Annotated in this window: 17 protein-coding genes; 6 read left to right on the forward strand and 11 right to left on the reverse strand. The window is 73.5% G+C overall.

The window, feature by feature from the left end; translation table 11 throughout:
* Positions 1 to 2 precede the first annotated feature (2 nt).
* From H030_RS0105260 to H030_RS29450, 3 genes are all read right to left on the reverse strand, one after another.
* Positions 3 to 977 (reverse strand): NAD-dependent epimerase/dehydratase family protein, encoded by a 975-nt coding sequence (locus tag H030_RS0105260; RefSeq protein ID WP_027005359.1) that lies wholly within the window; start codon positions 975 to 977, stop codon positions 3 to 5.
* Positions 978 to 992: 15 nt separating this feature from the next.
* On the reverse strand, positions 993 to 2237 hold the full coding sequence (locus H030_RS0105265; RefSeq protein ID WP_027005360.1) for a nucleotide sugar dehydrogenase: 1245 nt from the start codon (positions 2235 to 2237) through the stop codon (positions 993 to 995).
* Positions 2238 to 2343: 106 nt separating this feature from the next.
* Positions 2344 to 3183: a WecB/TagA/CpsF family glycosyltransferase gene (locus H030_RS29450; RefSeq protein WP_081690521.1), complete on the reverse strand. Its 840-nt coding sequence runs from the start codon at positions 3181 to 3183 to the stop codon at positions 2344 to 2346.
* Positions 3184 to 3322: 139 nt separating this feature from the next.
* On the opposite strand from H030_RS29450, the gene H030_RS0105275 reads away from it, so the two are divergent.
* Positions 3323 to 4285 carry a GDP-mannose 4,6-dehydratase gene (locus H030_RS0105275; RefSeq protein ID WP_027005361.1) on the forward strand — a complete coding sequence of 321 codons (963 nt, stop codon included), beginning with the start codon at positions 3323 to 3325 and terminating at the stop codon, positions 4283 to 4285.
* Between the two features lie 62 nt (positions 4286 to 4347).
* Here the strand turns inward: H030_RS0105275 and gmd are convergent, their stop codons facing one another.
* Positions 4348 to 5316: a GDP-mannose 4,6-dehydratase gene (gmd, locus tag H030_RS0105280; protein ID WP_027005362.1), complete on the reverse strand. Its 969-nt coding sequence runs from the start codon at positions 5314 to 5316 to the stop codon at positions 4348 to 4350.
* A 58-nt stretch (positions 5317 to 5374) separates the two neighbouring features.
* Between gmd and H030_RS0105285 the strand changes: the two genes are divergently transcribed.
* From H030_RS0105285 to H030_RS36375, 5 genes are all read left to right on the forward strand, one after another.
* Positions 5375 to 6817, forward strand: coding sequence for an oligosaccharide flippase family protein (locus tag H030_RS0105285; RefSeq protein ID WP_027005363.1), 1443 nt, complete (start codon positions 5375 to 5377; stop codon positions 6815 to 6817).
* 69 nt (positions 6818 to 6886) lie between these two features.
* The gene (locus H030_RS29455) at positions 6887 to 7648 is read left to right on the forward strand and encodes a glycosyltransferase family 2 protein (protein ID WP_051222449.1); all 762 of its coding nucleotides are present in this window, start codon (positions 6887 to 6889) and stop codon (positions 7646 to 7648) included.
* Between the two features lie 7 nt (positions 7649 to 7655).
* Complete coding sequence (locus H030_RS29460; RefSeq protein ID WP_051221763.1) at positions 7656 to 8063, forward strand: DUF2304 domain-containing protein; 408 nt, start codon at positions 7656 to 7658, stop codon at positions 8061 to 8063.
* Entirely contained in the window at positions 8060 to 9088 is a 1029-nt protein-coding gene (locus tag H030_RS29465) for a glycosyltransferase family 2 protein (RefSeq protein ID WP_051221765.1), read from the forward strand. The genes H030_RS29460 and H030_RS29465 overlap by 4 nt, the downstream gene beginning before the upstream one ends.
* Positions 9085 to 10224: a glycosyltransferase family 4 protein gene (locus H030_RS36375; RefSeq protein WP_051221767.1), complete on the forward strand. Its 1140-nt coding sequence runs from the start codon at positions 9085 to 9087 to the stop codon at positions 10222 to 10224. The genes H030_RS29465 and H030_RS36375 overlap by 4 nt, the downstream gene beginning before the upstream one ends.
* Here the strand turns inward: H030_RS36375 and H030_RS29475 are convergent.
* From H030_RS29475 to H030_RS0105340, 7 genes are read right to left on the reverse strand one after another with little or no spacing between them, the layout of a single operon-like run.
* Positions 10184 to 10831, reverse strand: coding sequence for a class I SAM-dependent methyltransferase (locus H030_RS29475; RefSeq protein ID WP_051221768.1), 648 nt, complete (start codon positions 10829 to 10831; stop codon positions 10184 to 10186). The two genes, H030_RS36375 and H030_RS29475, sit on opposite strands and share 41 nt — an antisense overlap.
* A gap of 10 nt (positions 10832 to 10841) precedes the next feature.
* Positions 10842 to 11744 (reverse strand): glycosyltransferase family 2 protein, encoded by a 903-nt coding sequence (locus H030_RS36380; protein WP_051221770.1) that lies wholly within the window; start codon positions 11742 to 11744, stop codon positions 10842 to 10844.
* Entirely contained in the window at positions 11741 to 12868 is a 1128-nt protein-coding gene (locus H030_RS36385) for a glycosyltransferase family 4 protein (protein WP_027005364.1), read from the reverse strand. The genes H030_RS36380 and H030_RS36385 overlap by 4 nt, the downstream gene beginning before the upstream one ends.
* Before the next feature lie 4 nt (positions 12869 to 12872).
* Positions 12873 to 14183, reverse strand: a complete 1311-nt coding sequence (locus H030_RS0105325) for a glycosyltransferase (RefSeq protein ID WP_027005365.1) — start codon at positions 14181 to 14183, stop codon at positions 12873 to 12875.
* A complete protein-coding gene (locus tag H030_RS36390; RefSeq protein ID WP_081690523.1) occupies positions 14180 to 15331 on the reverse strand; it encodes a glycosyltransferase in 1152 nt (383 codons plus the stop codon). Before H030_RS36390 ends, H030_RS0105325 begins: the two co-directional genes overlap by 4 nt.
* 10 nt (positions 15332 to 15341) lie before the next feature.
* Positions 15342 to 16853: an oligosaccharide flippase family protein gene (locus H030_RS0105335; RefSeq protein WP_027005366.1), complete on the reverse strand. Its 1512-nt coding sequence runs from the start codon at positions 16851 to 16853 to the stop codon at positions 15342 to 15344.
* Entirely contained in the window at positions 16850 to 17881 is a 1032-nt protein-coding gene (locus H030_RS0105340; protein ID WP_027005367.1) for a hypothetical protein, read from the reverse strand. Before H030_RS0105340 ends, H030_RS0105335 begins: the two co-directional genes overlap by 4 nt.
* Positions 17882 to 17921: the final 40 nt, after the last annotated feature.

Below are 17921 nucleotides of genomic sequence, written 5' to 3' on the forward strand. Positions count from 1 at the left end.
CGCTACCCGGCGGCGGCCGGAAGCACCCCGCGCAGCCAGTCAGCTGTCTGACGCACGCCTTCGCGCACGCCGATCCTGGCCTTCCAGTCCAGCAGCCGCTCCGCCTTCTCGACCGACGGCCAGCGCCGGACGACATCGACGGGGTACGTCGGCAGGTGCTCGAGCGCGAACTCGCCGGCCGGGCGGTCGCACTCCTCCCAGATCACGCGGGCGATCTCGGCGACGGTCATCTCCTCGCCGGCGGAGATGTTGAAGTCCTCGTGCAACCCGGCCTCGCTCGCCATCGACACCACGATCCCGTCCGCGATGTCGTCGATGTGCGTCAGCGTCCGCGTCTGCGTCCCGTCGCCGAAGATCGGCAGCGGCGCGCCCTCCGGCAAGGCCAAGCACTTCTTGATGACGTCCGGGACCATGTGCGCGATCCCCGGCTCGTCCTCCGGCATCTCGCCCGGCCCGTACGCGTTGAACGGGCGGCAGATCGTGTACGGGAACCCGTGCTCGTCGTGCGCGGCCTTCACGTACACCTCGCCCGTCAGCTTCGAGAAGCCATACGCGCTCTGCGGGATCGGCGTGTCGAGGATGTGCTCCTCGGTCGTCGGGAACTCCGTCGCCCGCTCGAAGACCATCGACGACGACACGTACACGAACCGCTCGACGTCGTGATCGAGCGCCGCCCGGATCACGCCGTTGTACAGGGCGTTGTTGACCTCGGTCAGCGTGTGCGGCAGCTTGTGGAAGTTCCCGATCCCGCCGACGATCGCGGCGAGGTGGATGACGTGGGTGCAGCCCTGCGTCGCCCTCCGCGCCTCGTCGAGCTCGCGCAGGTCGCCCTGGTGGATCTCGCAGCCCTCGCGCATCCACTGCGGCGCGGTCCGCTGGTCCGACACCCGCACCTCGAAGCGCGGGTCGCTGAGCAGACGGCGGACCACAGCCGCCCCGATGGTGCCGGCGCCGCCGGTGACGAGTACGCGATTCATAAGCGACTCCGGACGCTACCGCGAGGCGAGCCCGGCCAGCAGCGCGACCTCGTCGGCGTGCGCGAAGACCTGTGACGCGCCCCAGCAGTTCCAGGGGTCGACGACGATCGCATCGCGCCGCGCGCCCTCCACGATCGCCCGCAGCGTCTCCGGCGTGCAGAACTCGTGGTGGTTGGTCGCGACGATCACCGCGTCGGCGTCCAACACGGCGTCGGCCAGGGAGGACGTCGGCGTCGGGACGTGGGGATCGTGGATCGCGACGTCGGCCAGCTCGCGCTCGAGCAACCGCACCAACTTGTGCGACAGCGAGTCGCGCTCGTCGTCGGTGTCGCCCTTGAAGGCCAGCCCCAGCACCGCGATCTTCTTGCCCGCCAGCGACCCGCCCTCGAGCCGCCGCTTGACGCCCTGGACCAGGAACAGCGGCACGCTCTCGTTGACGCGCGAGACCGCCAGCAGCATCCCGGGCGCGTTCGAGCGCTCCTCGGAGAACGCGAAGTCCTTGCGCAGGCACGTGCCCGCCGTGAACCCCGGGAGCTTCATCCCACCGCGCGGGTAGTCGCGGTTGATCAGCTCCACCACCTCGAAGACGTTCGCGCCGTACTGCTCGCAGTCCATCATCATCAGGTTGGGCAGCGCGAAGTTCGCGTAGCGCAGGATGTTGGTCCAGATCTTCGCCAGCTCGGCCTGGACCGGGGTGGTCTGGACGATCGGCGCGCCCAGGACCTCGAACAGCGACGCGGCGACCTCGCCCGAGCGCGCGCCGACGCCGCCGACGATGCACGGCAGCGTCGAGATCTCCTCGAAGAACTTGGCCGACGCGATCCGCTCCGGGACGTGGGCCACGAAGACCTCCTCACCGATCACGAAGCCGCGGTGCTTGGCCAGGTAGCCGGCGACGAACTCGGTGGTGTCCGGCGCGATCGTCGAGCGCAGGTGGATCGCGTGCCCCTCGCGCAGGTGCGGGAGCAGGTCGTCCAGCACCGCGCGGATCTGGCGCAGGTCGATCTCGATGTGCGACATCGCGGGCGTGCCCAGCGTGAGCACGATGTGCCGCGCGGGCGCCGCGTCCTCGGCGCGCTCGCCGAGCGTCAGCCGCGAGGCGACGCGTTCCAGGATCTCCTGCGCGCCCGGCTCGTCGAACGGCATCCGCCCCTCGCGCAGCGCGTCGATCCGCGCCGGGTCGTTGTCGACCCCGATGACGTCCAGCCCCGCGTCCGCGAAGGCGAGGGCGAGCGGCAGGCCAACGCGGCCCAATCCAATGACAGCGACGTCCGAGCCTCGCCCAGAGGGCTCGTTCGGATTGCGGAAAGCTCGCCCGGAGGGCTCGTTTCCGCTGCTAGCGGCAGCGCTCATGTTGGCCCGGAGGCTAGCGGGCGGACGTGCGCGCGAGACGGCGGCGGTGGCGCGCGTACTGGCGCGCGAACCCGAGCACGAAGCGCGGGTTGTAGGTCAGGTAGCGCCTCCAGAGCCGCCGCGGCTCCTTCGACAGGCGGAACAGCCACTCCAGGCCGGAGGACTGCATCCAAGACGGCGCCTGCGGGATCAGGCCTGCGTGGAAGTCGAACGCGGCGCCGACGCCGACCAACACCGGAGCGTCCAACCGCGCGCGCAGCGCGTGCATGAACTTCTCCTGCTTCGGCACGCCGATCCCGACCCACACCACGTCCGGCTTGGCGTGGTTGATCTCCTCGACGACCGCGTCGACCTCTTCGTCGGACAGCGGCCGGAACGGCGGCGCGTAGCCGCCGACGATCTGCAGCCCCGGGAAGCGTGTGCGCAGGTTCAGCGCCAGCTGCACCAGCGCGCCCTGGTTGCGGCCGCCGTACAGGAACATCCGGGTGCCGGTGGCCGCCGCGCGCTCGCACGACTTGGCCATCAGGTCCGGCCCGTAGACGCGGTGCGTCAGGTCGTGGCCCAAGGCGTTCATCGCCCACACGACCGGCTGGCCGTCCGGGACGACCAGCGAGGCGCCGCGCACGGCGGCGCGCAGCTCCGGGTCGTCCTGCGTGGCGACGACCGTGTGCGTCGCGGCGACGCAGATGTAGCCCTTGCCGCGCTGGGCGATCGTCGCGTCCATCCAGTCCATCGTCCGCTCGTAGTCCGTGAGGGCGAGCGGGACGCCGAGCACGTCGACCGTCGGCGGCGGCACCGCGAGGTCCTCCGCGGCGGCGGTGGCGTCGAGGGGTGTGGGGGTTGGGGAGGGCATGCGATGACTACAACGTCTCGACGCTCACAAGGTTTCTTGCTTGCGTCGAACAACCGTCCAGATCGGCCGGGATTCGGGCGCGACGTCCTTGACGTAGGCTGCCCGCGGTGCGGCGATCTGACTCAGTGTGGCACACGCGATGAGCCCTCGGCGGGCGCTGATCACCGGCGTGTCCGGCCAGGACGGGACGTATTTGGCCGAGCAACTCGTCGCCGAAGGCTACGACGTCACCGGCCTGGTCCGGAACCCTGGCGATCGTGTGCTCACCCATCTGGAGGGGGTCTCGCTGCTGCACGGCGACCTCGACGACGCGTCCACGCTGGTCGACGCGCTCGGCGCCGTCCGCCCGCACGAGCTCTACCACCTCGCCGCGCCGACGTTCGTGCCCGCGTCGTGGGACGACCCGGCGGTCCCGATGGCGCAGATCGCCGGCGCGACCGGGACGCTGCTGACCGCCGCGCACCGCCTGGACCCGGAGCTGCGCGTGTTCGTCGCGACGTCGTCGGAGATCTTCGGCGACGCGGGCGAGTCGCCGCAGCGCGAGGGCTCGCCCAAGCGGCCGCGCTCGCCGTACGGGATCGCCAAGCTCGCCGCGCACCAGCTCGTCGGTGTCCTGCGCGAGCGCCACGGGCTGTTCGCGGTGTCGGGGATCCTCTACAACCACGAGTCGCCGCGGCGGCCGGTGCGGTTCCTGCCGCGCAAGGTGACGCGGGGCGCGGCGGCGATCGCCTTGGGACTCCAGGACGAGCTGGTCCTGGGCGACCAGAGCGCGGTCCGGGACTGGTCGCACGCGGCCGACGTGATGCGCGGCGCGCGCCTGGCGCTGGCCGCCGACGCGCCCGGCGACTACGTGTTCGCCAGCGGCGTCGGCCGGACGGTCGGCGATTTGGTTCAGGCGGCGTTCGCCGCGGCGGGCGTGAGCGCCGAGGGCCGGATCCGCGTGGACCCGGCGTTCGTCCGGCCGCCCGAGGTGACGCCGCAGGTCGGCGACCCGTCGCGCGCCCGGGACGTGCTCGGGTGGCGTCCCGAGCACAGCTTCGAGGCGACCATCGCCGAGATGGTCGCCGCGGACCTCGAGCAGCTTCGCTCAGAGAGACCCTGAGCGCCGGGTCGAGGTCCGCCGAGACCTTCGCCGAGTTGCGGGCCGGCGGGACCCCGTAGGGCCTACTTGGCGAACAGCTCGAGGTCGGCCCGCGTCATCAGGCGGATCAGCTCCTCGAACGTCGTCTCCGGCTCCCAGCCCAGGTCGGCCTTGGCCTTGGCGGGCGAGCCGATCAGCTGATCGACCTCGGCCGGGCGCAGGAACGCCGGGTTGATCTCGACGTACTTCTCGTAGTCGCCCAGGCCGGCCTCGTCGAACGCGATCTCGACGCACTCCCTGACCGTGTTGGTCTTGCCGGTCGCGATCACGTAGTCGTCGGCCTTGTCCTGCTGGAGCATCAGCCACATCGCGATGACGTAGTCCTTGGCGTAGCCCCAGTCGCGCTCGGCGTCGAGGTTGCCGAGCTCGAGCTTGTCGAGCTTGCCGTGCTTGATCGCCGCGGCGTGCCACGTGATCTTGCGGGTGACGAACTCCAGGCCGCGCCGCGGGGACTCGTGGTTGAAGAGGATCCCGGACGTCGCGTGCAAGTTGTAGGACTCGCGGTAGTTCACCGTGATGAAGTGGCCGTAGGCCTTGGCCACGCCGTACGGGGAGCGCGGGTAGAACGGGGTGGACTCGGTCTGCGGGACCTCGAGCACCTTGCCGAACATCTCGCTCGACGACGCCTGGTAGAAGCGCGCCTCGGGGCAGACCTCGCGCATCGCCTCGAGGATCCGCGTCACGCCGACGCCGGTGAACTCGGCGGTCAGCGTCGGCTGGATCCAGGAGACGGCCACGAACGACATCGCGGCGAGGTTGTAGATCTCGTCCGGGTTGGAGTTGCGCAGCGCGTCGGTCAGCGAGCGGTGGTCGAGCAGGTCGCCCTGGTGCAGGGTGATCCGGTCGCGCAGGTGCTCGATCCGGTCGAACTTCTCGGTCGAGGCGCGGCGGACCATGCCGTGGACCTCGTAGCCCTTCTCGAGGAGCAGCTCGGCGAGGTAGGAGCCGTCCTGACCGGTGATGCCCGTGATGAGCGCGCGTCGTGGAGCCATAGCGGCAGCAGCCTAGCGAGGGAGCTTGCTGCTGGGTCGGCCCGTAGGGTCTGGCGCGATGACGGCGGACCGCTCCAGCGTGGACGTGCTCGACACGCCCGAGGCGGGCGCGCTGGTCGTGCGCGGGGGCGCGGTCCGGGTGCTCGGGTTCGCGCTCGGGACCGTGCTGTCGCTGGGCGGCGTCGTGGCGGTGACGCGCCACCTCGGCGTCGTCGACTACGGGCGCTACCAGTCGGTCACGGCGCTGGTGGCGATCGTCACGGCGCTCGGGGACCTCGGGCTCGGGACGCTCGCGCTGCGGGAGTTCGCGCAGGCCGATGCGTCGTCGCGCGAGCACGCGCTGGACGCGCTGCTCGGGCTGCGCGTGGCGCTGGCGGTGGTGGGCGTGTGCGTGTCGGCGGGCGCCGCTGCGGTGCTCGGCTATGACGGCGCGATGGTCGCGGGCGCGGCGCTGGCGTCGGGCGCGGGCGTGCTGCTCGCGGGCCAGCAGACCGCGACCGTCCCGCTGCAGACCGCGCTGCGGATCGGGACCGTCACCGCGCTGGACGTCGCGCGCCAGGCGGCGACGACCGCGCTGATGCTGTGCGGCGTCGCGGCGGGCGCGGGCGTCCTGACGTTCCTGGCGATCCCGGTGCCGGTCGCCGTGTTGTTGGTGGTGTTGACCGCGGCGGCGCTGCGCGGCACGCGCCGGCCGCGGCCGCGCGCCGACCGCACGCTGTGGCCGCGGCTGCTGCGCGAGGCGGTGCTCGTCGGGCTCGCCACGGCGTCGGGCGTCCTGTACCTCTACGCCTCGCTGATCGTCTGCGGGCTGGCGACGAGCGAGCACCAGACCGGCGCGTTCTCCGCGTCGTTCCGGGTGATCATCATCGTGGCGGCGGTGCCCGCCCTGCTCGGGACCTCGGCGTTCCCGCTGCTGGCCCGGACCGCTTCGTCGGCACCCGAGCGCTTCGGCCGCGCGGTGTCCGGGCTGATCGAGGGCAGCGTGCTGCTCGGCGGCGTCGCGGCGATCGGGGCGATCCTCGGCGCGCCGGCGATCATCGCGGTGATCGCCGGGAGCGGCTTCGACGACTCGATCGCGCCGCTGCGGATCCAGGGCGCCGCGCTCGGCCTGACGTTCGCGATCTCCGGCCTCGGCTTCGCGCTGCTGGCGCGCCACCGCCAGCGCGTGCTGCTGGTCTGCAACCTGCTGGTCTTCGTCGTCTCCGCGGTCGCCGTCGCGCTGCTGGCCCACGCCCACGGGGCGCGCGGCGCCGCGCTGGGCGCCGCGATCGGCGAGGCGACGCTCTGCGCCGCCTACGCGCTCGCCCTGACCCGCGGCGCGCCCGGGATCCACCCGTCGCGCGTGCCCCGGATCGTCCTGGCGCTGGCCGGCGGTCTGGCGGCGGGAGCGTTGATCCCGGTGCCGGCCGTGCCCGCGACGATCCTCGGCCTGCTCGTCTACGGCGCCCTCGCGTACCTCCTGCGCGCCATCCCACCTGGCCTCCGCGCGCTGGTCCGCTGAAGCGCTGGGTATCGTGACAGGGCGGCACAAACGCGGAACGTTCCGCGTGCGCGCCCGTTGACCGTCTTGATGAGCAAGCTCCTGGCCATCGTCCCCGCCTACAACGAGGCCGACGCGATCGCGTCGACCGTCGCTGATCTGCGCAAGAACGCGCCGGGCTGGGACGTCGTCGTGGTCGACGACGGCTCGACCGACGCGACGACGAAGGTTGCCACGGACGCGGGTGCCGAGGTGCTGCGGATGCCGTTCAACCTCGGGATCGGCGGCGCGGTGCAGTCCGGCTACCTCTACGCCCGCGAGAACGACTACGACTACGCGGTCCAGGTCGACGGCGACGGCCAGCACGACGCCGCGCAGATCGACGACCTGCTGCACCACCTCATCGCGCACCGCGGCGACGTCAACATGGTCACCGGCTCGCGCTTCCTGACCGGCGACGAGGAGCACGGCTACAGGTCGTCGGGCGCGCGGCGGCTGGGCATCAAGATCTTCGGCTTCATCCTCTCGCGCGTGACCGGCCGCCCGGTGACCGACCCGACGTCGGGCTTCCGGATGTGCGACCGCCGCGCGATCGAGCTGTTCGCCAACGACTACCCGCACGACTACCCCGAGGTCGAGGCGGTGCTGATGGTCCACGCGCACCGGTTGGCGTCGGCCGAGATCCCGGTGACGATGCGCGAGCGCCAGGGCGGCGTCTCGTCGATCAACGCGTCGCGGTCGGTCTTCTACATGATCAAGGTGCTGCTGGCGATCTTCGTCGGCCTGCTGCGCGCGCGGCCCGTGGTCGAGCCGGGCGAGCCCGCCGCGGTCAGCGCCCAGCGCGGCGTCTAGGAGCGGGATGCAGACGCGCCTGCAGATCATCTCGGTCATCGTCTCGGGCGGACTGTTCCTGTTCGTCTTCGAGCTGGTCCGCCGCAAGCGGCTGCTCGAGCGCTACGCGCTGCTGTGGATGTTCGCCGCGGCCGTGCTGCTGGGGCTGTCGGTCTGGAGCAACCTGCTCAACCAGGTCTCGACGGCGGTCGGCGTGCGCTACGGCCCGGCGGCGCTGTTCGCGGTCGCGCTCGGCTTCGTCGTGATGCTGATGCTGCACTTCTCGCTGGTGATCTCGCGGCTGACCGACCAGAACAAGATCCTGGCGCAGCGCGTCGCGCTGCTGGAGCGGCGGCTGAGCCGGGCGATCGGCGACGAGCCCGAGGGCGACGCCGAGTCCTCCGAAGACCTGACGGCGTCATCGTCGCCCCGGTGAGCGGGCCGGCGCTCGGCGTCGTCATCGTCGCCTACAACAGCGCGGGGGACCTGCCCGCGACGCTCGGCGCGCTGGCTCCGCAGCTGCGCGACGGCGACCAGGTCGTCGTGGTCGACAACGCGTCGCCCGACGACTCCGCCGCGGTCGCGCGCCGCGCGCTGCCGGACGCGGTGGTCCTGGAGACCGGCGTCAACGGCGGCTTCGCCGGCGGCACGGTGGCGGGCGCCCGGGTCGTGGACGGCTGCGAGCTGCTGCTGTTCCTCAACCCGGACGCGGTCCCGGTGCCCGGCTGCCTGGACGCGCTGCGCGCCGCCGCGGCCGAGCACCCGGAATGGGGCTCCTGGCAGGCGCTCGTGACGCTGCCCGGCGGCGACGAGGTCAACACCGCGGGCAACCTGGTGCACTTCCTCGGCTTCGGTTGGGCGGGCGGGCACGGGACCGCGACCGCGGCGCTGGACCACGCCCCGCGCGAGGTCGGGTTCGCGAGCGGCGCCGCGCTGGTCGTCCGGCGCGACGCGTGGGTCGCGACCGGCGGCTTCTTCGAGCAGTACTTCATGTACGGCGAGGACCTCGACCTCGGCCTGCGCCTGCGGCTGGCGGGGTGGGAGAACGGCGTCGTCCCGGCGGCGCGGGTCGACCACGACTACGAGTTCGCCAAGGGCGACTACAAGTGGTTCCACCTCGAGCGCAACCGCTGGTGGACGCTGATCGGTGACTACCCGACACGACTTCTGCTGTTGCTCGCCCCGGCGCTGCTGGCCTTCGAGCTGGCGCTGCTGCCGGTCGCCGCGCGCGACGGCTGGCTCGGCGCGAAGCTGCGCGCCCAGCGCGCCGCGCTGCGCGAGCTGCCCGCGATGTGGCGCCGGCGCCGCGCCGTCCAGGCGACGCGCACCGTGGACGCGCGCACGTTCGCCGACGGCCTGACCGCCTCGCTGGACTCGCCGTTCCTGGCGACCGCGCACAGGATCCCCGGTGCCGCCTGGCTCGTCGGCGCCTACTGGCGGCTCGTGCGGGCGCTGCTGTGAAGGTCGGCTGGGACCTCCTGTTCCTGCGGCCGGGGCAGACCGGCGGCCGGGAGTCCTACTCCCGCGAGCTGGCCCGCGCGCTGCGCGAGCGACATGATGGCCTCGAGTTGATCGGCTTCGCCGGGCGCGAGGCGGCAGGCGACGGCTGGTGGCGCGAGCTGCTGGACCACGTCGTCGTCCTCGACTGGGTGCACGCCGGATCGAGCGTGCGCTGGGCCGCGGGCGAGGCGGTCGGGATCGCCGGGGCCGCGGCGCGCGCGAGGGTCGACGTGCTGCACGGCGTCGGGAACTTCGGCGCGCTCGGCGGGCCGTTCGCGCGCGTGCTGACCGTCCACGACGTGCTGTTCAAGCGCCGCCCGGACCTCGTGCCGCCGCTGATGCGCGTCGGGACCGGCGCGCTGATGGGCCCGGCGGCGCGCCGCGCGCACGTCGTGCTGGCCGACTCGCACGCCTCGGGCGACGACGCGGTGGAGCTGCTCGGGGTCAGGCGCGAGCGCGTCGAGGTCGTCCCGCTGGCGCTGGGCGCGCTGCCCCGCCCCGGCGCCGACGCCGCCCGGGCGCGCACGACGCTCGACGCCGGCGATCGCCCGATCGTCCTCTGCGTCGCCGGCGACTTCGCCCACAAGAACCTCGCCGCCCTGCTCGACGCCTGGGCCGTGACGGATGAGACGCAGCGACCGTTGCTCGTCTACGTGGGGCCGGGGACCGATGCGGGGCGGCTCGCGGCGGCGGCGAGCGCGCTCGGGGTCGAGGGGGATGTGCGGGTGCTTGGCACGGTCTCCGCCGAGTTGTTGGAGGACTTGTACGCGGCGGCCGGCGCGCTCGCGCTGCCGACGCGGTTCGAGGGCTTCGGGCTCCCGTTGCTGGAGGCGATGGCGCGGGGCGTCCCGGTCGTGTGCTCGGATCTGCCCGTCCTGCGCGAGATCGGCGGCGACCAAGTGCTGTATGTCGATCCGGACCGGCCGGAGCAGGTCGCGGCCGCGATCGGGCGGGCGCTCGGTGGCGCGATCGACGTCGATGCGGCGCGGCGGCAGGCCGCGACGTTCACCTGGACCCAGACCGCGGCGCGGACCGCCGCGGCCTACGAGCGTGCGCTCAGCGTGCGGTCGCGAGCACGTTCCACTGCAGGGCGATGAACTCCTGCAGCTTGCCGCGCGTCGCGCGGTTGAAGGGCTCGTCGCGACCGCGGAACGGGTTGGGACGCGAGGCGGTGACCTGCCAGCCGGCGCCGCTGACGCCGGCCTCGAGGTCGCGGCGCGTGAACCAGTGCAGGTGCGTCGAGTCGCGGTGGCCGAACTCGGTGTAGCCGAACGTCCCGCGCAGCAGCAGGTCGCGGACGAGGCCGAGGTGGCGCGCGTTGGGGACCGACACGTGCAGCGTGGCGCCCGGCTTCGCGCGGTCCAGCAGCAGGCGCAGGATCAGCAGCGGGTCGGCGAGGTGCTCGAGGACGTCGTAGCAGACGATCGTGTCGAAGCCGCCGTCCGGGAGCTCGTCGCCGACCAGCGCCTGCTCGACCGGCGCGACGACGACGCCGTCGTAGGCCTCGGCGGCGCGCGCGGCGGCGTCCGGGAAGATCTCGACGCCCCAGACCTCGCTCGCGCCCTCGGCGCGGAGCACGCGGCCGACGGCGCCCTCGCCGCAGCCGATGTCCAGCACGCGGCCGATCGGGCGCGGCAGCATCGCCACGAGGTCCTCACGGCCGGCGCCGTAGTAGCCGAGGGGCTTGGTCTCTGCGCTGCTCACCGCAGGCAGTCTACGAACGCGGTCCGAGGCGCCGCGCGACGCCGTCGCGGACGCCGGAGGCCACCGCGGCGAACGCCGCACGGGAGCGCTGGACGGTCGCCGCGCGCAGCGCGAAGGTCAGCGCGATCGTCGCGCGGCGCCGCCAGGTGCCCACGACACCGAGCGGCAGGTGGCGCTCGCAGACGACGATCGTGTTGCGCGCGCCGTAGTAGAGCGTCGCGGTCGAGCCCGTGTCGCCGCCGGTCGACGCGCTGAGCGCGTGGACGGCGCGGGCGCCGGAGACGAAGTAGCAGCCGAAGCCCGCCGCGCGGATGCGCAGGCACCAGTCGACGTCCTCGACGTAGGCGAACAGGTCGTGGTCGAAGACGCCCGCCGCGGCGATCGCCTCGCTCGAGACGGCCATCAGCGCCCCGACGCCGCGTGCGACGCGCTCCGGGTCGCCGCGCCCCTCGACGTGCGCCTCCGCGAGCGGCTTGCCGTACGCGCGCGGCCGCCCCGAGTAGCCGCTGCGCAGCCCGAGCCGCTGGCCCGCCCACTGCACGCGCCCGTCCTCGAACAGCAGCATCCCGGCCAGGACGCCCGCGTCCGGGCGCTTCTTCGCGGCACCCGCGAACGCGCGCAGGACGTCCGGGTCCGGCTGCGCGTCGTTGTTGAGCAGGACGACCCACTCCGCGCCGTCGGCGACCGCGCGCTCGATCGCCGGGTTGTTGCCGCCCGCGTAGCCGAGGTTGGCGCCGTTCTCGATCAGCACCGCCTCGGGATGCGCGGCCCGGATCGCCTCGACGCTGCCGTCGCGCGACCCGTTGTCGGCGACGTAGACGCGGTGCTCGCCGTGCACCGCGCGCAGCGCCGCCAGGCAGCGCAGCGTGTCCTCGCGCCCGTTCCAGTTCAGGACGACGAACGCCCAGCTCATGGCGCGAGCAGCAGCGCGGTGAAGCGGTCGAGCACGGTCTCCCACGTGAGGTGCGCGACGCTCGCCGCGATCGCCGCGCCGTCCTCGGGCCCGCCGGCGTCCAGCGCCCACGCGATCCCGTCGGCGAAGCCGGCGACGTCGTCGGGGTCGTCGACCAGCGCGCCGGTCCGGCCCTCCAGGATCTCCTGCGCCGCGCCGGCCAGCCGCGTCGTCACGACCGGGATCCCGGTCGCCAGCGCCTCGACGATCACCAGCCCCCACGGCTCGTAGCGCGTGGGGAGGACCATCGCGTCGGCGGCGGCCAGCGGGACGGCGACATCGCTGGACGACCCCGCGACGATCGTCCGCGCCTCGAGCCCCGCGGCGCGCGCCGCGGCGCGCGTGGCCTCCGGGTCCGTGCGGCCGATGGACAACAACTTGACGTTCTTGTCGTCCAACCGCGCCAGCGCGGCGGTCAGCGTCGCGAAGCCCTTGCGCTCCAGCTCGTTGGCGACGAAGGCAATGACCTTGTCCTGCTCGCCGAGCCCCAGCTCCGCGCGCGACGACGCGCGCAGCGCCGCCCGCCGCTGCGGCGAGAACGCGGCCGGGTCGAAGCCGAGCTCGACCACGTCGACGTCGTCGGGCGGCGTGCCGTAGAGCCGGACCGCGTCGGCCTTGACCGCCTCGGTCTGCGCGACCACGCGGCGGTAGCCGCCAGGCGACAGGTACTGCCTCTCCAGCGCCAGCCGGACGCGGTGGAACGGGTTGGCCTGGACCGCCACGCGACCCGGGCCGGTGCGCCAGTCGAGGATCGCCTCGTAGCTGGCCGCGTGGACCGAGGGCACCCAGAACGTCCCGCCCAGCGGCGACAGCGCGCTGAACGCGGCGTGCGCGTCGTACGGCCCGGTGCGCCGCAGCGCGGTCGTCGCGCGGTCGCGGTAGCCGAGCACGAACAGCGGGTCGAGCGCGCGCGGCGCCTTCACGCGGTGCACGGTCGCGCCCGCGACGAGCACGCCGTCGGCGACCGACGCCGCCAGCACGTGCACGTCGTGGCCGCGGCGCACGAGGTGGTTGACGGTCTCGACGACGACGCGCTCGACGCCGCCGGTGAGGTTGACGTCCGGGTAGGAGACGGCGATCCGCACGGCGTCAGCCCTTCCGCAGCCGGCCGGTCATCTTCAACATGGTGGTCAACCCGGACCTCGCGACGACCGCGCGCTCGCGCAGCCGCTCGGCCCGCGCCTCGGCGCGCTCGCGCCCGGTCAGCGGCCGGAACTCCAGGTGCGCGCGCCGCGCGTAGTCGGCGGCGAACGACGCGACGTCGCCGACCGTCGGCGACCAGTCCTCCGGCACGCCGCCACCCGCCGCGAGCGAGCGGTAGAGCCCGCCGACCCGCGCGCCGAGCACGTCCGGCGGTAGGTCGCGCTCCATCGCCGCGGTGCCCGCGGCGCCGAACGCGGCCCGGCGCGCGTCGTCGCCCAGCAGGTCGGCGGTCGCCTCCGCGAACGGGCGCGGGTGGCTGGCGTACCAGCCGCTGACGCCGTGCTCGACGAACTCGACCTGCGCGTTGTCGGCCCACGGCGTCGAGCAGGTGACGACCGGGACGCCCATCGCCAGCGCCTCGCCGTTGGCGATCCCCTGCGACTCGCCGATCTGCGCGGCGGCGACGAACACGTCGCACGCGCGGTAGAACGCCGAGAGCCGCGCCGGATCGCCCGAGGGCTCGACGTCGGCGACGCGGTCGCGCACGCCGAGGTGGTCCAGGCGCCGGCGCAGCGCGGGGGTGAGGCCGACGAACAGCACCTGCGCGTCGGGCACGAGGCGCAGCAGCTCCGGGACCATGTCCACCACCATGCGCCGCCACTTCATGTCGTCGGCGCGGCCGACGCGCCCGACGGTCGGGCGGTCCGGATCCAGGCCCAGCAGCGCGCGCGCTTCCGGCGGCGTGGCCGGCGCGGCGGCGCGCAGCTCCGGGTACTCGATCGGCGCGCTGAGCACCTTGTGGCGCGCGTCGAAGTCCGGGCCGATCCGGTCGGCGCCGAGCCGGTTGCGGTAGCGCAGCAGGCAGAACTTCGACAGGAACAGGTGGGCGTCGAACGCGGCGCGGTCGTCGCTCTCGTCCACGTGGCCGAAGATGTTGGTCTCGACCATGTGCGGGACGCCGGCGCGGCGCACGGCCGCGGGCACGCGCGGCTCGGCCGCGCCGTGGCGGACGACGTGCACGACGTCGGTGCCGGCCAGCAGCTCGGCCAGGCGCGCCTCGTCGCCGCCCGCGTCGGAGACCTCGACGCCCGCGGCGAGCAGCATGTCGCCGCGCGGGCCGAGGCGCTCGACGCCGATGACGTGGACGTCGCAGGTGTCGCGCGCGGCCAGCGCGCAGGACTGCAGCAGCTTCTCGGTCCCGCCGAGGCCGAGCGCGTTGGTGACCAGCGCGACGCGCGGGCGGCCGGCGGCGCTCATCGGCCCAGGACCATGTTGTAGGCCTCGCGCGTCCGGGCCGCGGCGGCGGGCGCGGACACGCGCTCCAGCAGCGCGGCGGGCGGTGTCGCGCGGGTCGCGGGCGCCTGCGCCAGCGGGCCCGCGAGCAGCGCCGCGGCGATCCCGCGCCAGTCGCCCGGCGGCACGAGCGTCGCGTGGCCGTCGGTGACCTCCGGGATCGCGCCGGTGTCGGTCGCGATCACCGGCAGGCCGGCGGCCAGCGCCTCGACGAGCACCATCCCGAACTGCTCCTCCCACGCCTTCGTGACCAGCGAGCCGAGGACCAGCGCCGAGGACGCCCAGTAGATCGCGGGGATCTCGTCGTAGGGGACGGTCGCCCGGAACTCGACGGCGCCCGCGTCGGTCAGGCCCAGCTCGGCGGCGTAGGCCTCCAACTTGCTCCGCTCCGGCCCGTCGCCGACGATCAGCGCGCGCACGTCGTCGCGGACGGGGCCGACGATCCCACGGCGCAGCGCGGCGACCGCGCGCAGGACGTCCTGGTGGCCCTTCTCCCACACGAGCCGCCCGGCCGACAGCACGGTGTGCGGCGTGCCGACCGCTCCGGCAGCATGATCGTTCGGCGCCGTGAACCGCTCCAGCGCGATGCCCGGCGGCGAGACCGCGACGCGCGCGGGGTCGACGCCCTCCAGCGCGAGCGTGTCGGCCGTGCGCTGCGTCGCGGCCAGGACGCGGTCGACCTGCGGGACGACCGCGCGGCGGTAGCGGCGCTCGCGCGGCCAGCGGTACGTGCCGAGGAAGGGCAGCGTCTCCCACGCGGTCAGGACGAGCTTGAACCCCAACTTGCTCTTCAGTCCCGCGGCCTGGGCCGAGAACCACGAGTGGATCTCCGCGCTGTGGACGACGTCGGCGCCCGCCAGCAGCTGCTCCAGGCCCGAGTAGCGCTCGCCGAGCGCGTAGGCGGCGGCGCCCGCGGCACGCTGCGGGACCGGCAGCCGGTCGCGCGGCGCGGGCGCGCTGACCTGCGGCAGGCCCAGGCCGGTCAGGTCGTGGAGGTTGGAGCCGGTGACCAGGACGCGGAGGTCGAACTCGTCCTGCAGCGCCTCCAGCGGGCGCAGGTCCCAGACGTTGGCGTTGTGCCCGCGCAGGAGCACCACGGAAGGTCGCGACACCGCGTCAACCCTAGCCGTTGACGTCCGGCGCGGGCTCTGGCGCGCGCCTCAGCAGCGCGGCGACGAGCTCGGGCGGCACGGCGCCGCAGAGCCACGCGCCCGCGACGTAGATCGCGCCGCACAGCAGCGACTCGACCAGCGACGGCGCGTGCAGCAGCAGGCCGACCACGGCCGCCAGCGCCGCGCCCGGCGCCAGCCGCAGCAGCGTGTGCAGGCCGGGCAGCAGCGCGCGGTCGGTGCGCCCGAGCGCGATCACGTAGCAGACCGCCAGCGCGGTCTCGGCCGAGACGGTCGCGATCGCCGCGCCCTCGGGGCCCATGCCCGGGATCAGCGTGACGCAGAGGATCGCCGTCGTGGCCAGCGCCACGAGGTTCGACCACAGGATCTTGCGGTAAGCGCTCAGCGACAGCAGCGCCGAGGACCACGTCGCGACCAGGAACGTCGCCAGCATCGAGCAGATCAGGATCTGCAGGACGCCGACCGACTCCTCGAACCCGACGCCCGCCACGACCTTGATCGCGAACTGCGCGCCCGCCACGCCCGCGACGACCACGCCGCCGCCGAGCAGCACCGACACGTCGAACAGCCTCTGCAGCGCGTACTTCAGCCGGTCGGCGTCGTCGCGCGCCGCGCGCGCCAGGATCGGGAAGCCGGCCGAGACGACCAGCCACGGGATCACGCCGACGGTCTCGACGATCCGCTGGGCGGCCGAGTAGATGCCCGTCTCCTGGTCGGTCGCCAGGTAGGACATCATGATGATCGCGAGGCGGAAGTAGATCAATCCGACCGCGGCGGCCAGCGCGAACGGCAGCACCTCGCGCAGGATCGACTTCCACTGCTCGATGTCGACCGACGGCCGGATCTCCGTCTGGCTGCGCAGCACGGTCACGGTCACGATCAGCAGCGCGCCCGCCGAGACGACCGCGGCCCAGAAGAACGGGATCAGCGACGCGCCGACCGCGATCAGCAGCAACGTCGTCGCCGACAGCGTGAACTGCCCGATGAACTCCAGGCCCGCGACCCAGCCGAGCTTGAGCTGCGAGGACAGCGCGACCGCGTAGGCGTTCTGGGTCAACTGCAACAACAACCCGAGGCCCATGATCGCCGTGCCCGCCACCACCACGCCGGGCTGGCCGGTCGCCGCCGAGAACGCGGTCGCCAGCGCGACGCCGGTGATCGTCAGCGTCAGCCGCAGGCCGACGAGGACGCGCAGGAACGCGGGCCGCTCCGCCGCGTCCATCGCCGAGTAGCGCTTGATGCCGAGCTGGTTGAGCCCGGCCTCGGTCATCCCGCCGATGATGAAGATGATCGACGAGACCGTCATGTAGTAGCCGTAGTCGACGTCGCCGAGGTGGCGGATCATGAACGGCACCGACACGAGCGACATCGCCATCGCGCCGACGTGGCCGAGCGTGCGGATCAGCCCGCCGCGGATCGCCTTCCCGCCGGCCTCGCCGGAGTCGAGGATGTCGACCTCGGCGGCCTCGATGTCGGCCAGCTGCGGGCCGGGGACGTCGCTCATGCCGGGGCGTCCAGCCCCACGGCGGCGAGCACCTGGCGCGCGCGCATCGCGGTCGTGTTGGCCCGCGCCCAGGCCAGGGCGCCGGCGCGCAGCGCCGCGTACTCGTCGTCGTCCATGGCGTTGAGACGGTCCAGGAGCGCGCGCGCATCGGTGTAGCTCACGGAGTTCGTGGCGTCGAGGCCGAACGGCGCGCTCAGCGCGGGCTTGTCGCCGAGGTCGCGGAAGCACGGCACGCAGCCCTGCGCGGCGATCTCGTAGTGGCGCAGCGTCTCCCACCCGGCCTTGCGCATCGTCACGCAGAACTTCGACGCGCGCATGTCGTCGTAGTAGTCCTGCTCGCGCGTGAAGTGGTACTTGCCGGCCTCGCCGGCGTCGAGCAGCGCGGCGACCTCGGGGTCGACCGTGTGGGTCGCGAACAGCTTCGTCTTGGGCTCGTCGCCGGTGGCCAGCGCGTCCTCGGGGATCGAGAAACCGATCGGGGTGACGTGGCGCAGCAGGCGCCGCACCGCGACGCGCTCGGGCAGCAGGCCGAAGTAGCGGACACGCGCCGTGATCGGCGCCAGCTCGCGCTTGAAGAACGCGTCGACACGGCCGTGCGCGCGGGGCAGCGGCCAGGGGCGCATCTGCTTCCACCACGACGGGCCGTAGGGGTACATCACGGGCCCGTCGCCGCCGTCGAGCGCGACGATCCTCGTGCCGTTGGCGCGCAGCGTGCGCAGGTGCGGGCGCAGCTGCACCCACCAGGCCCAGTGCTGCCAGATGTCGCCCAGGACGATCAGGTCGAACTCCCCGCGCAGCGCGCGGATCAGCGGCGCGTCGCGGTCGACCGGGAGGTCCGGCAGGCGGTCGAAGAGCGTGAAGCCGCGGCCGTACAGCGCGGCGCGGTACTCGGGGTCCAGCCCGGCGTAGAGGGGGTCGCGCTTGGGCACGTCGACCACGTCGGCGCCGAGCAGCGACTTGAGCCCGTGCAGCACGCCGTCGGCGAGGTAGTCCTCGCTGCCTGAGTTGAGGTAGAGCACCTGCGGCATCCGGCCGACAGGCTACGGGCGACCGCGGTCCTTCCGTCCG

The organism is Conexibacter woesei Iso977N (genome assembly GCF_000424625.1).
Classification (GTDB): Bacteria; Actinomycetota; Thermoleophilia; order Solirubrobacterales; family Solirubrobacteraceae; genus Baekduia; species Baekduia woesei_A.